This window comes from Vibrio sp. MMH1-50, assembly GCF_022347645.1.
Taxonomy (GTDB): Bacteria; Pseudomonadota; Gammaproteobacteria; order Enterobacterales; family Vibrionaceae; genus Vibrio; species Vibrio harveyi.
In genome coordinates, this window is the sequence record NZ_JAKRGG010000007.1 from 77,315 (window position 1) to 101,881 (window position 24,567).

25 protein-coding genes are annotated in these 24,567 nt (G+C 45.2%); 9 read left to right on the top strand and 16 right to left on the bottom strand.

Annotated features, from left to right (window positions below; all coding sequences use genetic code 11):
- Positions 1-50: 50 nt before the first annotated feature.
- On the bottom strand, positions 51-710 hold the full coding sequence (locus MHO32_RS07645) for an alpha/beta hydrolase (RefSeq protein ID WP_038899336.1): 660 nt from the start codon (positions 708-710) through the stop codon (positions 51-53).
- A gap of 295 nt (positions 711-1,005) precedes the next feature.
- Here MHO32_RS07645 and MHO32_RS07650 point away from each other — a divergent pair, with 295 nt between their 5' ends.
- Positions 1,006-2,097: a transporter substrate-binding domain-containing protein gene (locus tag MHO32_RS07650; RefSeq protein ID WP_038899365.1), complete on the top strand. Its 1,092-nt coding sequence runs from the start codon at positions 1,006-1,008 to the stop codon at positions 2,095-2,097.
- A gap of 81 nt (positions 2,098-2,178) precedes the next feature.
- Here the strand turns inward: MHO32_RS07650 and MHO32_RS07655 are convergent, their stop codons facing one another.
- The 3 genes from MHO32_RS07655 to MHO32_RS07665 form a co-directional block, all read right to left on the bottom strand.
- Positions 2,179-2,697: a glycine zipper 2TM domain-containing protein gene (locus tag MHO32_RS07655; RefSeq protein WP_005452967.1), complete on the bottom strand. Its 519-nt coding sequence runs from the start codon at positions 2,695-2,697 to the stop codon at positions 2,179-2,181.
- A gap of 220 nt (positions 2,698-2,917) precedes the next feature.
- A complete protein-coding gene (locus tag MHO32_RS07660) occupies positions 2,918-3,265 on the bottom strand; it encodes a GlpM family protein (protein ID WP_009699273.1) in 348 nt (115 codons plus the stop codon).
- A gap of 18 nt (positions 3,266-3,283) precedes the next feature.
- Positions 3,284-3,643 carry a hypothetical protein gene (locus MHO32_RS07665; RefSeq protein WP_005452972.1) on the bottom strand — a complete coding sequence of 120 codons (360 nt, stop codon included), beginning with the start codon at positions 3,641-3,643 and terminating at the stop codon, positions 3,284-3,286.
- 227 nt (positions 3,644-3,870) lie between these two features.
- Here MHO32_RS07665 and MHO32_RS25825 point away from each other — a divergent pair, with 227 nt between their 5' ends.
- Positions 3,871-4,053 carry a hypothetical protein gene (locus tag MHO32_RS25825; protein WP_005452974.1) on the top strand — a complete coding sequence of 61 codons (183 nt, stop codon included), beginning with the start codon at positions 3,871-3,873 and terminating at the stop codon, positions 4,051-4,053.
- Between the two features lie 65 nt (positions 4,054-4,118).
- On the opposite strand, the gene pncB is transcribed toward MHO32_RS25825, so the two are convergent.
- A complete protein-coding gene (gene pncB, locus MHO32_RS07670) occupies positions 4,119-5,429 on the bottom strand; it encodes a nicotinate phosphoribosyltransferase (RefSeq protein WP_029788255.1) in 1,311 nt (436 codons plus the stop codon).
- A gap of 390 nt (positions 5,430-5,819) precedes the next feature.
- On the opposite strand from pncB, the gene MHO32_RS07675 reads away from it, so the two are divergent.
- Together MHO32_RS07675 and MHO32_RS07680 are read left to right on the top strand one after the other, a co-directional pair.
- Positions 5,820-6,545, top strand: a complete 726-nt coding sequence (locus MHO32_RS07675; protein WP_009697909.1) for an NUDIX domain-containing protein — start codon at positions 5,820-5,822, stop codon at positions 6,543-6,545.
- 31 nt (positions 6,546-6,576) lie between these two features.
- Entirely contained in the window at positions 6,577-7,230 is a 654-nt protein-coding gene (locus tag MHO32_RS07680) for a nicotinamidase (protein ID WP_239211050.1), read from the top strand.
- Between the two features lie 99 nt (positions 7,231-7,329).
- Here the strand turns inward: MHO32_RS07680 and sodC are convergent, their stop codons facing one another.
- The 3 genes from sodC to MHO32_RS07695 all read right to left on the bottom strand — a co-directional run bounded on the left by sodC (position 7,330) and on the right by MHO32_RS07695 (position 9,949).
- On the bottom strand, positions 7,330-7,842 hold the full coding sequence (sodC, locus tag MHO32_RS07685; RefSeq protein WP_017818482.1) for a superoxide dismutase family protein: 513 nt from the start codon (positions 7,840-7,842) through the stop codon (positions 7,330-7,332).
- 27 nt (positions 7,843-7,869) lie between these two features.
- Positions 7,870-8,334, bottom strand: coding sequence for an ankyrin repeat domain-containing protein (locus tag MHO32_RS07690; protein WP_009697911.1), 465 nt, complete (start codon positions 8,332-8,334; stop codon positions 7,870-7,872).
- Positions 8,335-8,434: 100 nt separating this feature from the next.
- Entirely contained in the window at positions 8,435-9,949 is a 1,515-nt protein-coding gene (locus MHO32_RS07695; RefSeq protein WP_009697912.1) for a catalase, read from the bottom strand.
- Between the two features lie 259 nt (positions 9,950-10,208).
- On the opposite strand from MHO32_RS07695, the gene MHO32_RS07700 reads away from it, so the two are divergent.
- The 3 genes from MHO32_RS07700 (at position 10,209) to MHO32_RS07710 (ending at position 12,585) form a co-directional block, all read left to right on the top strand.
- Entirely contained in the window at positions 10,209-10,565 is a 357-nt protein-coding gene (locus MHO32_RS07700; RefSeq protein WP_239211057.1) for a VOC family protein, read from the top strand.
- Between the two features lie 188 nt (positions 10,566-10,753).
- Positions 10,754-11,557: an alpha/beta hydrolase gene (locus MHO32_RS07705; protein WP_038899332.1), complete on the top strand. Its 804-nt coding sequence runs from the start codon at positions 10,754-10,756 to the stop codon at positions 11,555-11,557.
- Positions 11,558-11,691: 134 nt separating this feature from the next.
- Positions 11,692-12,585 carry a DMT family transporter gene (locus MHO32_RS07710; RefSeq protein ID WP_005452998.1) on the top strand — a complete coding sequence of 298 codons (894 nt, stop codon included), beginning with the start codon at positions 11,692-11,694 and terminating at the stop codon, positions 12,583-12,585.
- Between the two features lie 101 nt (positions 12,586-12,686).
- On the opposite strand, the gene manA is transcribed toward MHO32_RS07710, so the two are convergent.
- From manA to malX, 3 genes are all read right to left on the bottom strand, one after another.
- Entirely contained in the window at positions 12,687-13,874 is a 1,188-nt protein-coding gene (gene manA, locus MHO32_RS07715; protein WP_239211059.1) for a mannose-6-phosphate isomerase, class I, read from the bottom strand.
- A gap of 21 nt (positions 13,875-13,895) precedes the next feature.
- Positions 13,896-15,074, bottom strand: a complete 1,179-nt coding sequence (locus MHO32_RS07720) for a MalY/PatB family protein (protein ID WP_114320605.1) — start codon at positions 15,072-15,074, stop codon at positions 13,896-13,898.
- Positions 15,075-15,167: 93 nt separating this feature from the next.
- A complete protein-coding gene (gene malX, locus MHO32_RS07725) occupies positions 15,168-16,739 on the bottom strand; it encodes a maltose/glucose-specific PTS transporter subunit IIBC (protein WP_045421789.1) in 1,572 nt (523 codons plus the stop codon).
- Between the two features lie 237 nt (positions 16,740-16,976).
- Here malX and malI point away from each other — a divergent pair, with 237 nt between their 5' ends.
- On the top strand, positions 16,977-17,999 hold the full coding sequence (gene malI / locus MHO32_RS07730) for a Mal regulon transcriptional regulator MalI (RefSeq protein WP_239211061.1): 1,023 nt from the start codon (positions 16,977-16,979) through the stop codon (positions 17,997-17,999).
- Here malI and MHO32_RS07735 read toward each other — a convergent pair.
- Entirely contained in the window at positions 17,996-18,736 is a 741-nt protein-coding gene (locus MHO32_RS07735) for a DeoR/GlpR family DNA-binding transcription regulator (protein WP_005453002.1), read from the bottom strand. The genes malI and MHO32_RS07735 overlap by 4 nt on opposite strands.
- Positions 18,737-18,827: 91 nt before the next feature.
- Positions 18,828-19,217 carry a VOC family protein gene (locus tag MHO32_RS07740; protein ID WP_005453003.1) on the bottom strand — a complete coding sequence of 130 codons (390 nt, stop codon included), beginning with the start codon at positions 19,215-19,217 and terminating at the stop codon, positions 18,828-18,830.
- A 158-nt stretch (positions 19,218-19,375) separates the two neighbouring features.
- On the opposite strand from MHO32_RS07740, the gene MHO32_RS07745 reads away from it, so the two are divergent.
- Positions 19,376-19,852: a peptide-methionine (S)-S-oxide reductase gene (locus tag MHO32_RS07745; RefSeq protein ID WP_239211141.1), complete on the top strand. Its 477-nt coding sequence runs from the start codon at positions 19,376-19,378 to the stop codon at positions 19,850-19,852.
- Positions 19,853-20,004: 152 nt separating this feature from the next.
- Here the strand turns inward: MHO32_RS07745 and MHO32_RS07750 are convergent, their stop codons facing one another.
- The 3 genes from MHO32_RS07750 to MHO32_RS07760 form a co-directional block, all read right to left on the bottom strand.
- Positions 20,005-21,417 carry an alginate export family protein gene (locus tag MHO32_RS07750; RefSeq protein WP_239211063.1) on the bottom strand — a complete coding sequence of 471 codons (1,413 nt, stop codon included), beginning with the start codon at positions 21,415-21,417 and terminating at the stop codon, positions 20,005-20,007.
- Between the two features lie 101 nt (positions 21,418-21,518).
- Positions 21,519-23,105: a PTS transporter subunit EIIC gene (locus tag MHO32_RS07755; RefSeq protein ID WP_005453012.1), complete on the bottom strand. Its 1,587-nt coding sequence runs from the start codon at positions 23,103-23,105 to the stop codon at positions 21,519-21,521.
- Positions 23,106-23,108: 3 nt separating this feature from the next.
- A complete protein-coding gene (locus tag MHO32_RS07760) occupies positions 23,109-24,515 on the bottom strand; it encodes a Sapep family Mn(2+)-dependent dipeptidase (RefSeq protein ID WP_239211064.1) in 1,407 nt (468 codons plus the stop codon).
- Positions 24,516-24,567 lie beyond the last annotated feature (52 nt).

Sequence of the window (24,567 nt, forward strand, 5' to 3'; positions counted from 1 at the left end):
AACTCACTCTATGCGCAGACATCAACACAACACCCGAATTGTCGTTGCCCTTAATTACTTGTAGAAGAGGTGATCTTACCTAGCCCGTACAGCGTGATTTCTCGCTCATTCATATTGTAGATATTGTCAGCCGATGCTGCGTTTATAGTGAAGTAGTAAAAGCCTTCTGGGTCGGGTAATCCCATTTTTCTGTAGTAATCAATGTATGGCTGATGATATTCGTGACCAACAGGAAAGTCTGTGGCAATGTCATCCCCAGCTCCCCAAGAATGCACTCCGATCGTCGCCCCACTTTCTATCGTTCTATTCACGCCAGCTACAAACAAATCTGTACCACCAGAGGCTATTTCTCCATCAGCAGCAATGTAAGAATCTAATTGGCTTGCACGTACTTGGTAAGCGAGCTCTAGGTTTGCATCATCATCAGCAGAGCCATCAATACTAATAAACTTAAGTAGTTTAATCTCTGGGTGCTTTTTCATCATACGTTCAAATGCAGCAGGTGACCCTTTACAAATGACCCCTTGTAATTCTGCCACATCCCCCTTAACTGCAAAGGACAGACTAGGTTCATCTGGAAACAGTTGATCTCCACATTGTGATACAAACAAATTAGGTGCATTAGCTGGAGTAGAAGAATGGCTTTGTCCTTCGATACCACAGCCTGTCAACGCAATCAAAATAATCATCGTCAATGTTTGTTTCTTCATCACTACTCCAATAAAACATCATTCAATAAAGAGACAAATTTTAAACAAAAAAACAGCCTCTTCTATCGATGCTTACATACGCTTACAGACTCTCCCAACGCTCGTCTCGCTGTTAACGTCATCGAACTTGAAATTCAATGAAGCGTTGCCTGCTATAGTTAAAACAGTAAATAACAAAATTAAGGCAGCATTGAATTCATCATTACCTCTCGGAAACTCTCAACACTCGGGCTTTTTTGTGCAAGAAATCGCTCTTGATTCAATTCAGCGCTGCCACTTTTTTGAGGGTCTGCGCATGCAAATTGGTTTGAAAACGACACTTCAATTCCTTGTAATTACAACATTTTTGCTTCTTTCTTTACTGACTAGTTCCTCTAACGCTTCTCCGCTTAAGGTCGGGACTTACCCATGTCCTCCTTTTGTTATTGGTTCTGTTGACAGTGATTTGAACGGTCTCAGCATTGAATTATGGGAGCAAATTGCCAAAGAAATGAGCGTCGAGTTTCGTTTTGAAAACCAACCTTTAGACGATCTACTCAACGCGATAGAAACAGAACAAATAGATATAGGTGTTTCATGTATTTCTATAACTCCAGAACGCGAACTGTTCGCTGATTTTTCTCATTCTTTCTACGAAACCCATCTCGCGATTGCGGTAAAAAACCAAGGCTATCTGCATACCTTGCAATCTATCTTTTTAAACCCGGCTTTGTGGCTCATCGTTGGTGCCATCATATTGGTAGCTGGCTTAGTCGGAGCATTTTTCTATGCGTTAGAAGAAGGGAAAAACGAAAAGCTATATTCAATGAAAAACAGAAGCGGTCGCTGGGTTGAAAGCTTTATTCTTGGCTTGCTGTTTATTACCCGAGGACCGTTTAACTACTTTGAATTTAAAAGCTTAACTGGGCGAATTGTGACGGTATTCATTGGTGTTTTCAGCATGCTTTTTATCGCCAGTATTACTGCAGTTTTGGCTAGCAAACTCACCCTTAGCCAAGGTTATTCACAAATCAAAGGTATCAATGATCTTGCCAATGTTGAAGTCGGTACCAAAACGGCCACCACCTCTTCCTTGTTACTCACTAGCTTTGGCATTCGCCACAAAGACTATGCAGACATGACGGCGCTTTTAACTGCCTTAGACAAAGGTGAAGTCGAGGCGATTGTCGCGGATGATGTTGTGCTCAAATACATGATTGGCAGCAGCAGACTATCTGGGCAATTTGAGGATTTAGAAGTGTTGCCGTACCAACTAGAAAAACAGAACTACGGCTTCATCATCACAGAGAACAACCGTTATGAGGAAGAGATTAACCGCGCGCTGTTACAAATCCGTGAATCACGAAAGTGGCGTAAAACGTTGGTCGACTATTTCGCAGACAAGTAGTATTCACCACTATCTTCTAAAACGAAAAAAGCCCTTAAGTTCAATGAACAAATGGGCTTATGTATTCAATCTAGTTGGCGATTATTGCGGTAGAACCACTTTACCATCTTGAATTGGGAAAGTTTTGCCTGCAGGTTTGCTCTTCATGCGCACAGTCGTTGGTGCACCTGCAACTTCATAAGTGACATCGTAACCTACTACTTTTTCTGAAGTGGTGTATTCAGTGTGACATTGTTTCTCTGTTGAAGTCACAACATCGCCCTTCTGCACATTGTCTTGAATTTCACGCCCCGCCATTGCACCGGCGATGGTTCCTGCCGCCGTTGCAATCACTTTGCCTGAACCACCACCGATTTGGTTACCTAGTGCAGCACCCGCCGCCGCACCGCCAACCGTGCCAAGGATCTTGTTGTTGTCTTTAGGTGCAACTTGGTGCGTCACTACAACATCTTTACACACTTGATGTGGGTTCTTCACGGTTTCAGTTACCGCTTCAACAAGCGTAATGTTTGCTTCAGTTGGTGCAGGTGGCGTTTTGTCTTTACAGCCTGCCAGTACAGCAACCACTGCCGTCGCGATTGCGATAGATTTCATATTCATGGATTACTTCCCAGTACAGTTATCTTTGATTGGCGGTATAGTAAATCGTGAACTGGAATTCACATCAGGTAAAAACAAGCCCGAGGTCATTAGCAGGTTAAAAAACGGCGTTTTATAAACGGAATGTCAGGAGGTAATCTTGAAAAGGTCAATCGGAGCCAGATCACATCAATGCTGACTATGAATCGCCCAGCAACTACTAAGTCAGATTGAGCAAACTTTAAGCAACCACCATCCATCGAGTCCAAAAGGCGAGCAAAATCGATGCGAACATGACCCAAACCAGCGTCGCGGCTGTCAGTGTCCCCACCAAGCTCAAGCGGTAGCTAAAGTAAAAGACAGACATCAGATACGCCGCATAAGGTATTAGAGAGTAGATACCGAACAGTGCGGTTTGGCGCAGTGCCTCCATATCTCGCTCGCTGCCCACAATAAAGTGCGCAATCAATGCGAAGGTCGGAAACAAAGGCACCAAACCTGCAATATAGAAGCTTTTTGATTTAGAGAGCATGGCAATGACGAGTACTGCCACCGCACCGAGTAACGATTTGAGAAAAAGACTGGTCATCAATATCTATCAAACCATCTAAGCTAAACTCAAAAACAGCTCATCATCTGTCAGATATTTATGACGATGGCTTAGACTGCGTAAGTGCATAAACATAAAGTCAGGAAAACCTGGAGCAATGACGTTGTTTGGCTCCCAGAAGATGCCACCCACGAAAACGTAGCGGCCTTGCTTTTCATCATCATGCAAAGGGTTATTGATTGGTGTCGACAATTCAGCGCGGCATCCTTCAACTACACAGACGATTTGCCCTTTAAAAATGCCAATTACACGTTTAACAAGGTTCGCTTTTATTCCGCACTTCCATGCTTGGCGCGTTGCCCACTCATAACCGTGTTTGTTAATCGCTTTTTTCTGTAAATGCACAACCAAATTCATCGCTCATTCCCGAGTTGACCTTTGTTTGTACTATAACCAAATCGCCTTCTCGGTTTACCGATTTTAATTTGTCGAAACCATAGAAGATAAAAATCAAGAAACGGGAGCTTTACAACAATTCGCCTTTTACTTAACGAATTTTAGGATTTTTCTGACAATATAAAACAACTTCTGTTGCATAGAATGGCGTCATATTTATAAAAATAACGACAACAATAAGGTGACGTATGGCTTTTGATGACTATTGGAAGAAGGTTCGTGAAAAGCACTTAAAGAGTGCCAACTTAGAAGGGCTTATTGTTAAAAGAATACGAGCGAATACAGGCAGTAAGAGGCTCCCATATCGAACGAAGTGTGGCGCACTGTGTGAAATCAAGTACAACGAAGTGTGCGACAGTCAAAAAGAGTGATGATTCTGCACCACCCTTTTCTCAGTATTTCAACTTTACCGCCGATAAACACCGTTCTTACCGGACTACGCGTCAATAAGGTAGTTATCGCCTTCGTTTTCTAGGCGATCGATCAGTACGCGACACTCATCGAGATCAAGCGGCTGCTCAAAACGACGCTTCAAATTCATTAAAAAGAAGATGTCTTCGCACATCGCTTTCTCTGGCTCATCGCTGATTTTCGCAACAGGTGAGCCGTTGCATGACACCATTTTAATAACGATAGACAAAGGTTTGTACGCAACACCTTGTGCGTTCACGTAATCACCCATATCGTTCGCAAGCGACGTACCAATGCCAAAACTCACTTGAACACGACCTTGGAAGTGCTCACAAATATCTAGCGCTTGATCGAAGTTCAAACCATCGGTAAACACCAAGGTTTTCGTCATTGGATCGATGCCAAGCGATTGATAATGCATAATCATCTTTTCGCCCCATGTGTAAGGGCAGCCACTATCATGACGCACTCCCACATAAGCATTACTGAGCTCTTCATCAAAGTCTTTTAAGAACGCATCAATACCAATGGTGTCCGTTAATGCAATGCCTAACGCGCCATTAAACATCTTTTGCCAACGCTGCAGTGCTACCTTTTGTGAATCACGAACATTCACGAGCGCTTGGTGCCCCATAAACCATTCGTGTGCCACTGTACCGATTGGCGTGAGATCGAGCTCTTTCGCCAAATGGTAGTTACTGGTTCCAGTGAGGCTGTCAGGCAACTCTTCGCTCAGATACTGCAACATTGATCGCTGAGCTTGGAACGAGAAACGACGACGAGTCGACATATCAGCAAACTTAAAGTTGGTGATATTACGACGTTTCAGCTCTGCTTTAAGGAGACGAACCTTCTCTTCTAAAACCGATTGGAACTGCTCGACTGGGATCTCTGCCCAACGTGCACGGCTACGCACTTCGGACACAATACTCATGATGATGGTTTCGTAAAGAATGGTTTCTTTCCAAAGACCATTGATGGTAATGCGTAATTGGCTTGTGCCATCAGCCATGGTTTTCGTATTGAAAGAAACATCGCGTTGAGGGTTAAAACGAAACGCATGCAGTGAATTAACGAATTCAGGACTTAGATAAGGCGCAACACCTTTCATGTACTCAATTTCTTCTGCAGAGAAGGTAATATCTTGCAGTTTAAGTACTTCAGCTTTCACCTCTGGCAGCAATTCAGATAGGTCTTCTTCACTGCGCACGATGAATTTATAAGACACCATCGCATCGGGATAAAGCGCTGCAACAGCACTCATCATGTTCACTTTGTATACGTCAAAATCTAACGCACTTTGGATGATGCGAGACGAAAATAAATTGGTGGTCATTCGGAGCCCTTCTACACGCCCTTTTTCGTTTATACCCAAATTCCCTCAGCACGGTACAAACCGCATCTTATTGTTTTCCCGACAAAGTTGGGGGAAAGTTCTCAACAAGGCAAACTTGGGTATATAACTTGTTGTTACTAACTTAATTGCGTAAACAATAAACACCCACTTAGGGTTTGTCAACTTTTGTTACTAACCACTCATTTTTATAAGGTTTTTACGCACAAAATTCGGACAGTTATTGTGGATAACCTGAGTAGATAAGCACACATTTGCTTAAAGAGGAACGCTAGACAACAATGAACACGTTTCTAACAATCGGTTACTTACCCATTGATTGACTACTTGTTATGCGCTAGATTACTTACAAATTATTCTCAGGACCAAATCATGATCGTAACCGTCGACATTATTCCATTCAGACTATCTGGCTGCGCCGATAAGGGGTTGGAAGTGTTGCTGATCAAGCGTTCGAACCCGGAACGTCCGTACCACGGTGTATGGGCCCTACCCGGCGGGTTTGTGTTTGATAAAGACATGACCCACGAAGGTGGACGCCCGGCGGACGAGAACTTTGAAGCAGCACGACGCCGTATCTGCCGCGAAAAAATCCATACCTACCCTCGTCACTTTAGTGAAGCCTTTGTCGATGGCGACCCAAAACGCGATCCTGAAGATTGGAGTCTGAACATCACTCACTACGCCTTGGTTGACCGTAACAACAAAGAGCAAATCGACAACGCTGGCGTTCCAGAATGTCATCTAAAGTGGTTCCCACTACAAGCAATCCTTGATGGCGAAGAGACCCTCGCTTTTGATCACCAAAAGATGATTGAAAAGGCATGGCAGAAGTTGCGCGCCTCTATCGAATACACCTCGGTCCTATTGTTCGCACTTGATAAAGAGTTTCTGGTTGCTGACATCATTGCCGCCTATCAAGAGTTCGGTATCGACATCAGTCGCATGACGATCAAACGACGCTTGATTGATTCAGGTGTACTCAAGCCAACCAACAAAGTCGCTTCCACTAACAAAGGTAAAGGCGGCAAACCAGCGATGGTCTACACCCTAGCAAGCGACGAAGTAACCTTTTTCCAAAACTGTTTGCGTGGCTAACGCAAGCATAAAGACAGACAAGGAGTCTGCCATGACAGTTCGAGTTAATTACCAAACCACAGCAGTGATCGACGTGGATCCTGAGAAAGGTTTCACCGAACTTTGCCCTGACGAACTGCCAGTCACTGGCGCATTAGAAATCGTTCCAGAACTACTAAAGAACCACGCGAAAGGCCGCTTAAAGCTCGTCAGCCGTGATTTGCATCCACCAAAAGCGGCGTGGGACGCAGAAACGCCAGCGAATATGCTTGAACCAGTAGGCTTACCTAACGTGGATATTAAGTGGAACCGCCATTGTGTGCTTGGCACTACGGGCGTTGAACTGTTGGACGGCCTACCTCCTGTTCTGGAGTACGATTTCCAAGTGAACAAAGGCATGGACCCAGACGCACATCCTTACGGTATCTTTTTCCACGACGTGGCTGATACCAAAACCACAGGTGCGAATGAGTTCCTCAAGTTCAACAACATCGATACAGTTGTTGTCGGCGGCTTAGCGCTCGATTTTTGCGTAAAAAAATCCGTCACTCAAGCACTCGACTTAGACTTCAAAGTAATTGTGAACCTAGCTTCTAGCCGTGCGGTCTTGCCAGATACTGTCGATGCGGTAATTGCAGAGATGAAAGAGAAAGGTGCGATATTTGTCGACAAGGCGGATGACATCATCGTTGAGAACTTCGCGTAATATATGTCGATTTAAATCTAAGCCCATCAGCTTTTGCTTAAAAAGAAAACGGTCCAGCTTATCTGGACCGTTTTTTGTTTGTGGCGTCTAAGAAGGGGATTACTTAATCACACCACACACAATGCGAGCACCGCCGCCGCCAAGTTTCGCCGGATGGTCAGAGTGGTTATCACCACCAGCATGAACCATCAAAGCACGACCTTTTACGTCATCAAGTTTCACTCGTGGTGCCAATACTGGCTGATCCGCCATTCCATGAGCATTCACGTAAAGCGCCGGTAAATCGCCAAGATGATTGTCGTCCGTCCAAGGGAAGCCATGCTTGCCTGTTTTTTCTGGGTCATAATGCCCACCCGCAGCACCGCCAAGAATGGTTTTACCTTCTTTGGTAATGCTGTCACACGAGCCGTTAGCGTGTAAATGGAAGCCATGCGTACCAGCGGGTAAACCCTGTAGTTTCGGTGTAAAAACGGTGCCGTAATCACTGTCGCTGATCATCACGGTACCAGTTGATTGCCCAGAGCCAAGGTCAATCATTTCTACGCTTACTGTCTCGGCAAAAGTTGGGGAAGAGAGAAGCGTTAGTGCAGCAAGCCATGTTGTTTTATTCATACTGTGGGTCCTATTTATTGTTATTTATCAGTGTTGAAGCGATTTCAACACATTGGATTGACCATAGATCTCGGCAAATTCTTTCAAATTTAGCCCAGCTTTATTGCGCAGCTCTGGTGAACAATCCGCTTGATAGAGGTCTTTAGCTATGCCTATTTCACGTTTGATGAGTGCCCCCATTAATGCAGTGTTACCACGCTTATCTTGTAGGCAGGCGTTGGCTCCGGAGTCGAGCAGCAAGCGAACGGTTTCTCTATGTCCTTGATATGCGGCCACCATCAATGCGGTATAACTTTGGTTATTGCGTTGGTCGATTGGGAAGCCTTGAGAAACAAATGTATCGACCACTTCGTTATTACCAATTCGCGCAGCATCGAAGAACAGTTCAACCAGAGATTGGTATTCCTCTTCCAGCTTGTCTTCGGCGGCCAATAAGCTCAGCGAAAAGCTCAAAGAGAACAGAACGGCACTGAGCAAAAACACGGTTTTCATTTACTCACCCTCATTAACAAAATTGGAGAATGACCCACGGGAGCCCTGATTTTCGGGCAGAAAAGAGCAGATAAATCTCCCGCAGGTCAAAACTTATTGCTTACATCATCGCTTTGTTTTTCACTTGCTTGAGATTGGTATCTGTCGCCTCAGCCAGACGCGTACCGTACTCTTTGTCTGCGCGGTAGAAATAGCTCACCATGGTTTCCTTAACGTCTTTATCCATCACCTTGTTCAGGTCACCCGCTAAGTTGGCAATCAAATCACTCTGGTCTTGCTTGTTCATGCTGCGGAACAACACACCCGCTTGGTAGAAGTTACGAGGATTGCTGATCGCTTTTTGTTGAACAGTGCCAACCAACTTGGTTTCAACTGCTTTAAACTGCGTGTCTTCTGCCAGCGCCAGTTTACGGCTTGGTTCGTAGTTCACATCACCATTGCCTTGCTTCGCGTTGTTGCTCAATCCATCTTGGTTATGGTTATTCACTGATGCTAACGGACGGTTTACTGGCAGTTGGAACAAGTTCACACCCAAACGGTACAACTGTGTATCTGCATAAGCGAACAAACGACCTTGTAGCAAACGGTCTTCCGATGGTTCGATACCAGGAATCAGATTCGAAGGCGCAAATGCCGACTGTTCAGTGTCTAAAAAGAAATTTTCTGGTAGGCGATTCAACGTCATAGTGCCGACTTTTTGATCCGGTACATTCAGCCATACTTTGGTTGCATCCAACCCGTTGTAATCCAGTTTGCTCAGAGCTTCTGGTGACAGCACTTTCACGTAGAGATCCCACTTAGGATAGTTACCACGCCCAATTTCTTTGTACAGATCATTGGTTAAATGGTTGAAGTCCTTACCCTGCATCGCAGTTACTTCATCAGGACGAAGGCTTTCAATACCTTGTTGGCTCTTCCATTGGAACTTCACGTAGTTCACATCGCCTTGCTTATTGATCCACTTGTAAGCGTGCACACCAAAGCCATCCATCGTGCGATAGCTTGCTGGCGTGCCTAAGTTGCTATAAACCCAAGTCAGCATGTTGGTCGCACTCGGCTCATGACTGAAGAAATCAAAGAATCGGTTTGGATCCTGAACGTTGTTAACTGGAGACGGTTTGAGAGAGTGCACCATATCCGGGAACTTAATCGAATCACGGATGAAGAACACAGGCAGGTTGTTCCCTACCAGATCCCAGTTACCCTGTTCAGTATAAAATTTAGTGGCGAAACCACGAGGATCGCGAAGTGTCTCTGGTGATCCTTTTGAGTGAATAACGGTCGAAAAACGTACGAAAACAGGAGTTACCTTTCCTTTGTTAGTAAAAGGAGCGGAAACCGTTAAGTCACTAAAATCACCCGATGCAACAAACTCACCGTGAGCACCTGTACCACGAGCATGCACAACACGCTCAGGAATTCGCTCTCTAGCAAAACGCTGCAATTTTTGGATCAGGTGAACGTCTTGCAGTAATACGCTGCCATTTTCACCTGCTGTGATTGAATTCTGGTTGTCACCAACTGGTGCACCATTGTCTCTTGTCAGGGTTTGCGCCTGTAGAGATGTGCTGGCTAAGCCAACTGTAATTAATAAAAAGCTTTTTGACATCTGCATGGTTGCTCTCCAATGCGTGCTAACCATTTGACCAGTCGAGTGGTCAATGGATACTCAAAAGCTCTTTTCTGCCCACCGAGAATATATCTTCAACAATTACATTTGTTTAATGGGAAATAACGATAGATTTAATAGGGAGAACCAATGAAATTTTTGAGGTTTTATCGGTTTGATTAATAAAACCTAGACTCGGGCTGAGAAACTCGACGGAAGAGTTAATACACTGACAGAAAAGCACAGCGATGAAAAGGACACCAGAATGCACCAACATGAAAAGTTAAATTACGTTGAGTTTGGCACGCGAGACATCAATGCGACTAAACAGTTTTTCGAGCAAGCCTTTGGATGGGGCTTCGTTGATTATGGTCCAGAGTACAGCGCCTTTTCAGATCAAGGTTTAGACGGTGGCTTTTTTGCAGTAGAGCAAGTGAGCCAAACAACAAATGGGGCGGCACTACTGGTGTTCTATAGTTCAGATATTCACACTACGTTAGCTAAAGTCGAGCAGTTTGGAGGTCAAGTAATTCGTCCGATCTTCGAATTTCCCGGCGGTTGTCGTTTCCATTTCACCGAGCCGGGTGGCAATGAATTCGCGGTCTGGTCTGAAAACCATTAATTAATGACAGGTAAAACAATAATTAATGACAAGTAAAACAGCAACGTACCATTACATTCGATAATTGACTCGAAGAGTTACAAACCAGCTCGCCTCGCCTTCTCATTTATTGATAACGCGGGGCTTTTAGAGCGGTTAAATCTTATACAGTTGTTTTTGTTCTTTAAATACAAAAGCAAAGGTAAAACATGGAAGTTTTGAAGCGTTGGTTCATCGCCCTTTCAATAGGGGTTGTATTATCGGCATGTGGCGGGGGAGATGGCTCCTCTGTAGACAGCAGCTCCGCATATGTTCCTGCGGAAAAAATACAAGACAATATTTTTTCCAATATCACTGGCGTTAGTTATCCCTACGACATCTACTTGCCAGAAAACTATGATGAGCGCACGACATCTTTACCCGTCATCTACGTTTCCGACGGTAATGGGACAGGTCAGGGGTTTGGTAACCTCATCGCCAATGCCGAACTCGATGTCATCCTAATCGCCATTCATGAAGGTCCTCCTGGACGCAGAAACATTGATTATTTGCCACCAGGCGTCGATGACTTCTACCTTTTCTTAACCCAAGAACTCATCCCAATTGTTGAAGCCGAATACGATATTGATCCAAATGAACGCACACTGGCTGGACATTCATTTGGAGGCGCAAAAACTGCCTATATCATGCTAACGGAAGACATCGGCGTCGAGTTCTTCAAAAATTTCATCATCTCTGACGGGTCATTTTGGCGCATTGATGACACCATCTATTCTTTGGAGGAGCAACGTTACGAGGCTTCACCATGGTTAGAAGCCACCGCTATATTGAGCTCAACAAACATCGGAAATCATCCATCGGTTGATGCTTTCTATAAACATATCCAATCGAAGGGCTACATGGGTTTTAATTTGCCACCGCTCATCGAGTACAAAAAATTAGATCACGGGAAGATGTGGTACCACACCTACAGAGACAGTCTGCCAATCTTGTTTCCAAAAGAAGAAATTTAAGACCATCAAAATAAGTCAGTGGTAGCCAGATTCGGAACTGACATTGCATTTCTGGTTGATCTCATCCTTGGTTTAATCCACTGTTAGCGCAACAATTAATCAATGGGGCGCTAGACCTCGACCAAGGATGTATCATGACTGCAGCCAGTTTTTTTCGCTTACTTTGTCTCGCTGCTATTTGGGGTGGCTCGTTTCTGTTTATGCGAGTCGCCGCTAATACGTTCGGACCGGCTTACTTAATCGAGTTTCGTGTTGCATTTGCGGCAATAGCATTGCTCTTGATAGCTTTCTATCTCAAAAAGAAACTTGCCTTCACAAAACACATTAAGCACTTTTTCATTATTGGCTTGTTTAATAGCGCCGTGCCCTTTCTGCTTTTTGCTTATGCTGCTCAAACGCTGAATGCGTCGACCTTAGCCATTCTCAACTCAACCGCACCGATATGGGGCGCGTTAATTGGTTTTGTTTGGTATCGCAGTCCTTTAACGGCAAAAGCCATTCTAGGTATGATGATTGGTATTGGTGGTGTGGCTGTACTTGTCGGCTTGGATTCTTCAACCATCGGCAGAGAGGCTATCTTCCCCATCGGGGCAAGCCTAATGGCTTCTTTCAGCTATGGGATTGCAACCAACTACACTAAAAATGCTCCGCAAGTTCCAGCTTTCGACAATGCACACGGCAGTATGTGGGCAGCGGTTATTTGGGTTCTACCGTTATTGCCTTTTCTACCGATGCGCGCTGAACCGAGCAGTTTTGAATGGAGCTCCGTCATCGCTCTTGGCGTTGTGTGTACAGGTTTCGCTTATTTACTCTACTTCCGCTTAGTTTCGGATATTGGTCCTGCTTCTGCCTTGACCGTCACTTTCCTTGTCCCCGTTTTTGGTATTTTATGGGGTTACTTGATTCTGGGTGAACCTGTCGGTTTTAACACCATCATAGGGACAATTTTGGTGCTAGGCGGAACCATGTTGGTGACAGGTTTCTCTCCTGCTGCAATGCTGGCAAAGCGAAAACAAAGAGTGGCATAACGATCGTTGTAGTGCGCAGTCACCATATTTATACCCAAGTAACATCAAACCATTTGAGACCGCGGTAATAGCGGTCTCAGTGCATGAGATAGACAAAGCACTCAGTTATACGCTCTTGCTAGCAAGCCACTCCCTCGATATTGGTAAAACTTACAATCGTTAGTGATAAATGCAGATTCTCCGGCTTTAAGGGTCAGACTTGCCTCTGATGTCATGACCTCAACTCTGCCTTCAACACAAAAAACAATCTCTGCACCACGCACAAACTGTTGTTTGCATTCGCCATCGGAAGAGAGAATATCAAAACCAAAATCATCTACCGGAATTGGATAGCTCAACTTGCCCTCTTTATGAATTGGCGACAGCTTAATCAGTTCCGGTTGCGTGGTGTGAAATGCCGTATTTGCGATAAGCTCATCCACATCAATGTACTTGGGCGTTAACCCAGCTCTAAGCACGTTGTCAGAATTCGCCATGATTTCCAACGCTGTACCTTGCACATACGCATGAGGCGTTTCGGCATGGAGAAACATCGCTTCACCAGGTGCAAGTTCTATCGTGTTCAACATCAACGGAGACAGCAATCCAATGTCTTTCGGGTAATGCTTTTGAAACTCAGCCACATAACTGAGCACTTCTCTTTCCAATGCCGTCTTTGGACCACGCTCTAATGCTGCGTCCAATTCTGCCAAGGCTTGAATTTTATGAGCTTCGCTCAAGGTCATGATCACCGTGAAGAAGTCTTTCAGCCCGTCTTGATTTGGGTGCTCGGCTAACGCTGCCACCTTACCATCTAAACTGCGAATACCAAATTGGCGGAACAGCGTCAGTATCTGTTCTATCGGACGAAAGCCATTCATCGCCTTGTAGAAAGTCAGTGCGTAGACTAACTCTGGCTTGTGATTAGCGTCTTTGTAGTTGCGATTAGGAGCATCAAGTGGAATACCTTGTTCATTCTCTCGTGCAAAACCAAGCTCAGCTTTTCGCTTGTTAGGATGAACTTGAATCGAGAGCGGAGAATCCGCCGCAAGCACTTTGAATAGGTACGGAAGTTCACCGAAACGCATCATGGTGTAATCACCAAACATGCTTGCTTTGTCTCTCGCAATCACATCAGATAATAACTCACCAGTTGCTGCGAGGCGCGAGCAACCATTAGGGTGCGCTCCCATCCAAATTTCAGCTTGAGGTTGATTTTTCGCATTGTCGATGCCAAATAGTTTAGAAATCGACTCTTTACTTCCCCAAGCGTAGTTTTGAATCACATTATCTAACTTGAACAGTGACATCTCACTCTCTCCCGCGGTGTTTTAACACTGCAATTTGATCGCTTGAATCAAGGCTGAAACGCCCTGCTCGACTTTGCTTCTTGGGCAACCCAGATTGAGTCTGAGATAGCCTTTCCCAGAATCGCCATAAACATCTCCAGACATGATGGCAATATTGAATTGCTCAATTAACGCCTGATTAAGCAGCGTCATATCTAGATTCAAAACAGATAAGTCAATCCATGCTAAATAGGTCGCGTCTGGGACAAGGTAACTCACTTCAGGAAAGGCGCTTTCCAGTGCTTCTTTCACGTATTGATGGTTAGCCAATACATACTCGTTGAGCGCCTTTAACCAAGGTTCTCCGTGACGATAAGCCGCCATCGTACCAAGCACGCCCATAATAGAAGGCGATGAAAGACCATCCACCTCTTTGAGTTTATGCAGATAACGTTCGCGAGTTGGTGAATCCGCGATCAACGCATACGCGCCATTCAAGGCTGGAATATTGAATGATTTAGACGCCGATGTGACGACAGCCCAATCTTGTGAACAACCAAACCCCACGTAAGGGACATGACGCTTAAAGCACACATCCATGTGGATTTCATCGGAAATCACTTTGACTTGGTGTTGGTTGCAAAGCTCCGCCATCTTTTCCAACTCGCTTTGGCTCCACACTCGCCCTGTTGGGTTATGAGGGCTGCACAACAACAGCACAGTGTTATTCTGGTCAGCGAGTTTGGTTTCCAGATCTTGCCAGTCAATTTCAAATCGACCCTGCTGTTTGATGAGCGGACTGCGAACGCACGTACGGTCTTGCCCTTCAATCATTTTGTCGAACGCATCATAAGCTGGCGTATGGAACACCACGCCCTGCCCCGGCTGACTCCATTGCTCAATCAACTTTGACACAATGTAGATAACCGAAGGTCCGTACACCACTTGCTGAGTATCGATTTCGCAGTCAAAGCGAGTCTGATACCAGTAGCGAATCGCGGACTTAAAATCCTCATGATTCCAGCGGCTATAACCTAATACCGGATGCTCTAAACGTTGTTTAAGCACATTCATTACAGGCTCTGGCGCAGCAAAATCCATATCTGAAATGGTAAACGGGAGTAGACCCGCTTTACCAAATCTATCCTGAACGTAGTCCCACTGCGTGCAGTAAGTGCCAGTGCGATCAATCGGTGTATCAAAGTCGAAATTCTGAGTCATACGAATATTCCAATATTAAGGTCCCTCGTCACAATCTCATTGGGGGGGGAGGATGGAGATTGTGCCGAGGGGGAGCATCTATCAAAGCAATGATTAGCTAGCAGACATGATGGCTTGCATTTCATTCTTCACTAGGTGAACTTGTGTGCCAATCACGACTTGCAGGTTGTGCTCATCAAGCTTCACTACACCCAGCGCACCGTTGGCTTTCAACTTTGCGTCGTCGACCAAACTCATATCGTTAACAGACAAGCGAAGACGAGTGATGCAGTTATCCAAAGCTGTGATGTTCTCTTTACCACCAAGAGCTGCCAATACTGCAGCACCTTTGCCAGATTCGTTGATGAATGCCGCTTCAAGTTCTTTGTCCACTTCCGCCGTATCGACTTCACGACCTGGTGTTTTTAGGTTGAACTTAGTGATCGCAAACTTAAATACTGAGTAATAAACCACGAACCAAATACCCGCCACAAGCGGTACTAAGTACCATTTCGTTGCCGTGCCTTGCAGGATACCGAACACCAAGAAGTCAATCAGGTTGCCGTCTGTGTTACCGATGGTGACATCAAGCAAGCCCATCACCATAAAGCCCAGACCAGTCAGAATCGCATGGACGAAGTAAAGCACTGGCGCAACGAATAGGAACAAGAATTCAAGCGGCTCAGTGATACCGCCTACCACACAAGCTACGACGCCAGAGATAAGCAGTGCTTTAATTTTTGAGCGGTTCTCAGGGCGAGCACAGTGGTACATCGCAAGAGCTGCACCCGGTAAACCGCCTAGGAAAGTTGGCATTTTACCTTGAGACAAGAATGCCGTGACTTCCGGTGTAAATGCCGTTGTGTCAGGACAAGACAATTCAGAGTAGAAGATGTTTAATGCGCCAGACACGGTTTGACCACACACATCCATAGTACCGCCTGCTTCAGTGAATCGAATCAGCGCAACCAAGATATGGTGAAGACCGATTGGCAGCAATAAACGTTCGCCTGTACCAAACAGCATAGGACCGAAATCACCCGCGCCTTCGATCACATGACCGATACCATTAATGCCTGCAGCAAAGTAAGGCCATACGAATGGGATAAATACACCGACAACGCCCAGTACCAATGCAGAAATGATTGGAACAAAACGAGCACCACCAAAGAACGCTAGCGCATCTGGCATTTTGAAGGTGTAAAAACGCTGGTGAAGTTTCGCAACAATCACACCAACGATTACCGCGCCAAGGATACCAGTATCAATCGATTCAATGCCGATGATGCTTTTCACACCGTAGGCGGCACGTTCCGCTTCACTGTCTAGTACACCAGCGACGGTTAGGAAGAAGTTGATCGCAAGGTTGAACGCAGCATAGCCAACGAAACCCGCGAAACCTGCCACGCCTTTCTCTTCACGCGCTAACCCAAGCGGGATAGCTACTGCGAACATTACAGGTAAGTAAATGAATGCGACAAGACCGATTTTAGTCATCCACATAAACAGGTATTGCAAAGGAGTGTTGTCTAAAAATGGGATGGCTTCTTTGATAGCAGCGCTAGAAAACGAGCTGCCGACACCAAGAAGAATACCTGAGAATGCCAGCAGCGCGACTGGCAACATGAAGGTCTTGCCGAGGCTTTGCAAGAACTCCCACATGGTCGATTTATTGCTTTTAGACATAGTTTGTCTCCGGAATTTGAGAACTTGTAGGGCTCATACACATCACATTATGTGCGCATGAAGTGTTGTTTTTATGCACTCAATATACGCTGCTAAAAATTTTGATAAAACGTTTTACCAAAAATTCTGTGATCGAGTTAGATATCTTTTTCCACAAACTGTCTAGGGCTTTTAAAATCAACCTAATAGGGTTACAGTTTGATGATAAAACGTTTTTCTAATCCATAAAGTGAATCTATGTCGTCAAAAAAAGTGACCATTACAGAAGTCGCTAAACATGCTGGCGTGTCAGTTACCACCGTCTCTATGGTGTTGGGGAATAAAGGGCGGATCTCTCCAGACACAATAGAAAAGGTCAACGCTGCGGTTGAAGAGCTTGGCTATATCCGTAACCGTGCCGCTGCCAACCTACGATCCAATTCCAGTGAAATCATTGGACTGATCCTCAAAGACATCAGTGATCCCTATTACGCAGAAGTCACGGCAGGATTGAGTGAGGAAATCGAGCAGCAAGGTTACATGCTGTTTCTGGCTCAGAGTGGGGATAGTCAAGAAAAGTTTGAGAAGTGTGTATTAACCATGGCACGCCAAGGTGTCGGTGGTATCGCATTTTGCCCGATTGGTGAAAGCCAGCAGTTCAACATCGAAAACCTCAAGCAACACAATCTGCCAATGGTGTGCATTTCACGCGCTTCGGTGGATAAGCAAATCGACTATGTAGGACCAGACAACATGTACGCCGCCAAGTTGGCGACGGAGCATCTGGTTAAGCAAGGGCATCGCAGAATCGCTTATGTCGGTGGCGCGAGCAGTTCTTTGTGCCGTGCTGAGCGTATTGGTGGGTATTGTTCAACCCTGATGCAGTTTGGTTTGCCTTTCAAACCTGAGTGGGTGGTCGAGTGTGAGAAAAGCCAAGCGTCTGCCGCTCAAGCTGTGCAGCAGTTGTTGTTGGAACATCCACAGATTACTGCGGTTCTTTGTCACCATTCCTCGACGGCACTAGGCGCGGTTTATGGGATACATCGAGCAGGACGTTCTATCGGTAAAGATCAGTTTATCGGCGAGCAAGTATCGGTGATTGGTTTTGATGACGTTGAAGAAGCAGAGTTAATTGAACCACCGCTCACCTTCGTTAATTCCAATGCACGAGAGATGGGAAGACAAGCGGCAAAACGATTGATCAATCAACTGAAGCAAGAAGACAGCGAACCTTACAGCTTGATCCTGCCTCCCAAACTCATTGTTCGTGAGTCGGCTTAACCCAACACCACTTCCACGCCTTGCTTTCTCAACTGTTCGAGGTCGCTTTTCGGAGCGGCTTTGTCGGTTAACAACACAGAGATTTCACTCGTTTTACCAATCGAAGATGGGTAGATTTGCCCAAACTTGCTTGAGTCCGTCAGCACGATATTACGGCGCTTTTTCGCAATGATGGTTTCAGCTATTTCTGCACGCATCATGTCTCGGCTAGTAAAGCCTGTGTCTTGATGGAAACCGTCAATACCCAAGAAAGCCGTGCTGAAATGAATGTTCTCAATACACAGCTTAGTCAGCGGTCCAACCAAGCTCTCGCCTTGATGCTGATACACACCACCAAGCAAGATGATGTTAGCTGAGGTGTTACGGATGAGGTGGGCGATGTACGCTGATGGAGTAATGAGGGTGACGTCACCACGTTCAGCCAATGTGCGAGCCAAGAGCGCATTAGCACTGCCGCCTTCGATCAATACAGTTTCGTTTGGTGATACCAAGTCTGCCGCTTTGTTGGCTAACGCTTGTTTGATGTCGAAACGCACTTCGAGTCGCGTATCAATATCGTCACTTTGTAGCGCCATCGCAGCGCCGTGTACGCGCTTTAAGTAGCCTTGTTGCTCAAGGAAGTTCAAATCCTGCCTGATGGTCACGCCCGACACGCCAATGATGTCAGAAAGCTCCGTCACTTGAACGCGTTTGCGGTCATTAACCAATTGCAGGATTTCATTTTGTCTTGAGTTCACAGGCTCGCTCCTTATTGATGAGCTTACAGTATACGCCCGAACACTTTCATATGAAAGCAGCCTGTGAACGATGGAAGTAAGCTAAGCTGCGTTACACCGTAAGCTCAAGACGGTTGCCATCCGGATCTAAGATGCAGCTTTCGTAGTAACCATCACCTGTTTGTCTCGGACCGTCGACCCATTGGTAGCCATCATCTACTAAGGTTTTGGTTAGTTGGTCGACCGCCTGCTCTGATCCTAAGGCGAAGGCAAAGTGTGCCAACCCTGTGACCTGCATTGCATGAGATTTTTCACAGGCGGTCACACCTTCCATCGACATCAACTCCAATCGTGCGCCACTTTCAAACGAAAGAAAGTAAGATGAAAACTGCTTGGTTGGATTGTGGTATTTGTCGTTAGACACCGCGTTAAAGTATTTCTCATAGAAGGCTTTTAGCTCTTCCAAACGTTCAGTCCAAATCGCGATATGTTCTATTTTCATTAGGATTCCCCCTAGCTCTTAACTGCGCTCAATCTAACGAGGAAACACAGCACAAAAAAGAGAGCAAATCACTTCTGAGTTGTTCCTATTTTATGGTTGGAGTTGTGTTTGAATGAAAGTGATGCCCATAATGGCGCAAAGTTTTTCAGGACAGAATGATGGAAGAAATTTACTTCGCAGGCGGCTGCCTTTGGGGCGTTCAAGAATTTATGCGTCACCTTCCGGGCGTAATCAGCACCGAAGCAGGACGAGCAAATGGCACGACGGACAACACTCAAACCGAATACGATGGCTACGCGGAATGCGTGAAAACCCAGTTCGACCCTGAACAAGTGTCGGTTGAAACTTTAATAGGGTATCTGTTTGAGATCATCGACCCGCACAGTGTTAACAAGCAAGGTGAAGACGTAGGTGAGAAGTACCGCACCGGTGTTTATAGTCAAAACGAACAACACCTAGCGATTGCCAAAGCATTTATCGCAGCAAGACCAGATGCCGATAAGATCGCCGTAGAAGTGCTGCCACTCACGAACTACGTGCCAAGTGATGATGAGCATCAAGACCGACTCACACGCTTTCCAAACGACTACTGCCATATCCCGTTAGATTTGCTGCATAAGTACAAGCAAACCTAGAGGCATCCACTGAACACTTCCCAGTTTTCCAATAAAAAAGCCCAGCATGTCGACTGGGCAAAATTGCTGCTTAAAAAACATGACGTGCCTTAATCAAGGCAAATAGGACAGATAAAAGCAGTATGCTTGGATATTTATCGTCTATCGCAATACTAGAAGTTGTAGATCACTGCGATTTCGGCACGAGTAATGTTGTCGCTTTGAGGACCGACAACATCACGCGTATAGTCACTATCCAACGCATAGTACAGGTTCAACTCCGTTTTTAGGTTGCCCGTAATGTAGTTGTGGAACTGCAGATAAAATTGAGTGTAAGCGTATTTTTCATCAGAGTTTTCACCGAACAAAATATCCTGATTTAAGGTATAAATCGCATCGTCTGTATCGGCGCGCCACGTTGACATAAAGCCAGTGATAATGCTCTGTTTTGGCATGTACTCAATAACTGAATAACCGCCAACCTGCATCGCGTTACCGTAAGCCCCGTCATGAGCAAAACCTAGAGGATCCCCCGTCCATAGTGGGTTGAACGTGTTCACTTTATCGCTATCCTTGCTTGTTCCCGATGCATAATGAAGGTTTAAACCTGCACGTACATTCCAATCTGCACTCCAGTTGTAGTTCAGATCCGCATAAGCCATATACGCTGAAATATCTTTGCCAGCATGGTCACCAAACTGATAAACACCATCAACCATGTACCCGAAACCTTCACGAACAAAATCATGTGCGTGCAAGCCCAATACTTGAATATCCACATCCCCATCAGGAGCATTAACGAATGAACTGTTGATCACGTCATTGCTCATGAAATAAGCCTGCATTGCGCCATAGTCCGTGCGCCAATTCGCAAAGATACCAGTGGAGGTTTTTCCGTTGGTTTTGTCATCCCAGTTCCCACTCCAACTGCCATCTTTGCGCAATGGGAAGACTTCTTCACCGTAATAAACATCAAAGTTGATGCCATTCACTCTGTATTTGGCACTCGCCGCATTCCAACTCGATTGCACGGGTGTTGGTTCTCGGTTCATCATTTGCCATTCATTGAGGTAAATCTCTTGGCGTCCTAAACGTGTGCTCAAATACTGTTCACCATCATCGAGCAGCTTGAACTCTGTGAATAGTTGGTGGAAGTCAGTACCAGCATCATCTACCGGACCAGGGTTATCTAAGTTGGTGTAGTTGGTGCGGATTTCACCGTAGATTCGAGCCCAATCTTGGTATGTCACATCAGTAGCAAACTGCATTCGGCTACGGAACTCATTTTTCTTACGTACATCAGAGTCATACATATGATTCCAACGATTATCAAAAGCCGCTTTAATGTTACCGCTAAATGAAACTTTCCACTCTCCATCATCAGTAATATCAAGGCGTTTTAACTTCTCTGAAAAGCTCTTTTCGCTCTCCGCAAGATTGTCTACGTAGCTCCAATCTTCATTTGCACGATCACCCCAAAACACGATTGGGTTTCTTTCAGACCATGTAGGGGCTTCGGTTGCGTGTAGCGCACCAGAAATACTCACTGCAAGCAAGGTTAGGGACACTTTTGTTATATTTTTCATAATTATATTTCCATATTTTGGGTACAGAAATCCCTACCCGTGGTGCTCGCACCACAGGAGGGTTCACTTGTTATTGGTTTTTTATTTGTAGGGGGGAATGATTAAGAGTCGACGCCCAGCGCTTCTTTAATACCTGACGCAATGGTAATAACGTTCGCACCGTAGATGACCTGAATTCCTTTTGGCATTCTCACCACGCCAATTGCATTCAGTTGTTTTTTCCAGACATCATCTGCTGCCGCTAACGTTTCGTCATGTAGGGAAACCCTTAAGCGTGTGGCGCAGTTTGAAACGTTATCGATGTTCTCAGCACCACCCAGCGCTTTAATAATTTCGACTGGAAGACCTGCAGAGTTCTGCTCTTTTTTCTTCTTGAAGTCTGCTTTTGAGTAAAGAGCGATATCTGCATCATCGTCCTCTTCACGGCCTGGTGTTTTAGAGTTGAACTTCAGAATCACGTACTTAAATGTGTAGAAGTAAACAACGAAGTACAGTGGGATAATCCATAGCAACGCCCAAGCATGTACCTTCTCTGGCTGTAGTAGGTTTGGCACCATAAACAACAGTTGGTTACCATGAATAGAGACGCCAAACATCTCAGTAATGACATAAGCCAAACCATTTAATGGCACGTGCACAGCAAAGAACAAGAATGGTTGAACAAACAAGAAAGTGTATTCAAGTGGCTCTGTGATCCCGATAACTGCTGCAGTAAATACGGCAGGGATCATAATCGCAGCGACTTTCTTTTTGTTTTGTGGTTTCGCGGTGACATACATCGCATAAGCCGCACCTGTAAGACCACCAATCTGAATTGGAATACGACCACTAGTAAAGTTATGTGTGATGTAACCAGTTGCCTCAGGGGAGCTCATTTGACCATTCATGATATTACGTACACCTTCGTACACAACGCCATCAATTTCCATTACCCCACCCACACGAGTGTATTCAATTGGGAAGGCGATGAGATGGTGGAGACCAAATGGTAGTAACCCCTTATCAAACACGCCGAATAGGAAAGAGCCAAAGATACCCGAGCTAGTAATAAGCGTCGTGATAGATTGCAGCCCACCCGCGATCGGCGGCCAAGCATGATAAGCAACAAAGCTGATCGGCATAATCGCAAGATAAGCAAAGATTACGACAGCACGTGGACCAGAGAAGAAGCTCAGCATTGCTGGCATTTCAAATTTGTAGAAGCGGTTGTGCAGTGCCGCTGTGATACAGCCCACAATGATCCCGCTGAAGATCCCCATGTTGTATGAGAATACGCCTAGGTTTTCACCCCATAGTGAATTGAAATTTTGTGCGGCAACTTTGTCGTAACCCATGTTGTTAACAAGGTAATCAACACTGGTCGTTTCCGGTGTCCAGCCGTTAAAAGCGGCAATGGAACCAATCGCGACGTTGAAACACATAAACATGGTAAAGCCTGTAAATGCTGCCCAACCTTTTTCAGATTTTGACAAGGCAAAGGCTAAACCAATCGCAAAGAATGGTGGTAGGTTTCGCATTACCATCAAACCAAGATCGAGCATCAGTTTGAAGAACGCAAAAATGACAGAGTCTTGAGCTGACATTTGGTTTACAACGCCAGCGCCTATCCCTATAAAAATACCTGCAATGACCAGTACAATGATGGAAACCATCATACCGCCGGCAAGTGCTTGAACCTTATCTCTCATAATTTACTCCTGAAGTGATATGAGAACTTTCACGTATATCGTTATTGCTTTTATTAGTGACTCTAGGTTGAGCTGTTCATTTGGCTCGTGCACGAAGGTCACTTCTTCAGGGAAAGTTGGTCCAAAAGCTACTCCATGCTCCAATGCACGCGCGTACGAAGCCGCGCCTTTACTAAAGCAATTTGCATCCGTTCCAGTAACATCGGAATAAGCTTTCCCCATCGCTTGGATAAGGGCACTTTCGGGAGAGAGGTAGGATAGAGGTAAGTACTGATGTTCGACAAAGTTCACACCAGCTTGTTGGGATAAAGCCAGTAATTGGGAACGAACTCTCTCGATACTCAGTCCTTTAGGAAACCGAAAATCAAAATCCAAATTGTAGCCATGCGAATCCATGTTGATGGCAGAAACACAACACGTTGTGTATCCCATCTCATCATCGTTATGGTATAGACCTAACTTATGCCCGACGCAGTCATTTGCAAAGTGGGAATCAAGCAAGTGGACCAAGCTGGCAGAGTTTGGATCTAATCCTTCCACATGACGCATAATGTTGACGAACTTGTCCATGCAGTTATCAACTTTATGCGGGTTGCGGGATTTCTCCCACGGCGTTGAAATCTCAACGCGGTAATGTGACTGACAGTCAATCACATCAGCAAAAGCAGCAAACTGATGCGCTACTTTTTCAGCACTAGAGCCTGCCAATTCAAGCACCAAAAAGTGACAAGTGGATGTTCTATCTCGTTCACTCTCGATGCGTCTAATTTGGCATGCGCTATCACTGCTTCTGGCAGAAAATTGCTTCCCCAATGACGCATACAAAATACCCTTTTCACCGTTGACGATTGGGAAGTCGCCATCTGGAGAAAAGCCATATTCTGGCTGCGGATTGTGTTGAAAGTAATGCTCTACACATTCCCAAGTTGTCTCTTCTGCACCACCAATAATGACTCTTATTTTCTTATTGAGGGGGACAGTAAGTTGTTTAAACAACTTGAGGATGTACAAGCTAGCAATCAGTGGACCTTTGTTGTCTGTTACGCCTCGTCCAAAAACCATGTTATCAATTTTAGTCATACGGTATGGCGGCGTTCGCCATAGCATCTCATCCCCTGCTGGCACCACATCAACATGGTGCAGCAGAGCGATTTCTTGATCACCTTGCCCAAAGCTTATGTCCAAAGCATAACCTTGGTGATCACGCACTTCTAAACCTTCTCTTTCAGCAAATTTGATCAAGTAATCAAACGCTTGTCTAATTTGATAACCAAACGGAGCATTCTCTGTTTGTGTCGTCAAATCACGTACTGATGGAATAGCAACTAGCTCAGATAAATCGTTAAGTAACTCATCAATATGCTGTTCAAGATACTCGATTGCTTCTGTCGAAAACTTGCTTTCCATCATGTTTAATCCCTTAAATCCCTAACCAAGAAGAGGTTATTAATAAACTTGTTAT

Coding starts and splice junctions, on each gene's coding strand:
- MHO32_RS07645 (WP_038899336.1), bottom strand. CDS start 710: ATGAAGAAACAAACATTGACGATGATTATTTTGATTGCGTTGACAGGC.
- MHO32_RS07650 (WP_038899365.1), top strand. CDS start 1,006: ATGCAAATTGGTTTGAAAACGACACTTCAATTCCTTGTAATTACAACA.
- MHO32_RS07655 (WP_005452967.1), bottom strand. CDS start 2,697: ATGAATATGAAATCTATCGCAATCGCGACGGCAGTGGTTGCTGTACTG.
- MHO32_RS07660 (WP_009699273.1), bottom strand. CDS start 3,265: ATGACCAGTCTTTTTCTCAAATCGTTACTCGGTGCGGTGGCAGTACTC.
- MHO32_RS07665 (WP_005452972.1), bottom strand. CDS start 3,643: ATGAATTTGGTTGTGCATTTACAGAAAAAAGCGATTAACAAACACGGT.
- MHO32_RS25825 (WP_005452974.1), top strand. CDS start 3,871: ATGGCTTTTGATGACTATTGGAAGAAGGTTCGTGAAAAGCACTTAAAG.
- pncB (WP_029788255.1), bottom strand. CDS start 5,429: ATGACCACCAATTTATTTTCGTCTCGCATCATCCAAAGTGCGTTAGAT.
- MHO32_RS07675 (WP_009697909.1), top strand. CDS start 5,820: ATGATCGTAACCGTCGACATTATTCCATTCAGACTATCTGGCTGCGCC.
- MHO32_RS07680 (WP_239211050.1), top strand. CDS start 6,577: ATGACAGTTCGAGTTAATTACCAAACCACAGCAGTGATCGACGTGGAT.
- sodC (WP_017818482.1), bottom strand. CDS start 7,842: ATGAATAAAACAACATGGCTTGCTGCACTAACGCTTCTCTCTTCCCCA.
- MHO32_RS07690 (WP_009697911.1), bottom strand. CDS start 8,334: ATGAAAACCGTGTTTTTGCTCAGTGCCGTTCTGTTCTCTTTGAGCTTT.
- MHO32_RS07695 (WP_009697912.1), bottom strand. CDS start 9,949: ATGCAGATGTCAAAAAGCTTTTTATTAATTACAGTTGGCTTAGCCAGC.
- MHO32_RS07700 (WP_239211057.1), top strand. CDS start 10,209: ATGCACCAACATGAAAAGTTAAATTACGTTGAGTTTGGCACGCGAGAC.
- MHO32_RS07705 (WP_038899332.1), top strand. CDS start 10,754: ATGGAAGTTTTGAAGCGTTGGTTCATCGCCCTTTCAATAGGGGTTGTA.
- MHO32_RS07710 (WP_005452998.1), top strand. CDS start 11,692: ATGACTGCAGCCAGTTTTTTTCGCTTACTTTGTCTCGCTGCTATTTGG.
- manA (WP_239211059.1), bottom strand. CDS start 13,874: ATGTCACTGTTCAAGTTAGATAATGTGATTCAAAACTACGCTTGGGGA.
- MHO32_RS07720 (WP_114320605.1), bottom strand. CDS start 15,074: ATGACTCAGAATTTCGACTTTGATACACCGATTGATCGCACTGGCACT.
- malX (WP_045421789.1), bottom strand. CDS start 16,739: ATGTCTAAAAGCAATAAATCGACCATGTGGGAGTTCTTGCAAAGCCTC.
- malI (WP_239211061.1), top strand. CDS start 16,977: ATGTCGTCAAAAAAAGTGACCATTACAGAAGTCGCTAAACATGCTGGC.
- MHO32_RS07740 (WP_005453003.1), bottom strand. CDS start 19,217: ATGAAAATAGAACATATCGCGATTTGGACTGAACGTTTGGAAGAGCTA.
- MHO32_RS07745 (WP_239211141.1), top strand. CDS start 19,376: ATGGAAGAAATTTACTTCGCAGGCGGCTGCCTTTGGGGCGTTCAAGAA.
- MHO32_RS07750 (WP_239211063.1), bottom strand. CDS start 21,417: ATGAAAAATATAACAAAAGTGTCCCTAACCTTGCTTGCAGTGAGTATT.
- MHO32_RS07755 (WP_005453012.1), bottom strand. CDS start 23,105: ATGAGAGATAAGGTTCAAGCACTTGCCGGCGGTATGATGGTTTCCATC.
- MHO32_RS07760 (WP_239211064.1), bottom strand. CDS start 24,515: ATGATGGAAAGCAAGTTTTCGACAGAAGCAATCGAGTATCTTGAACAG.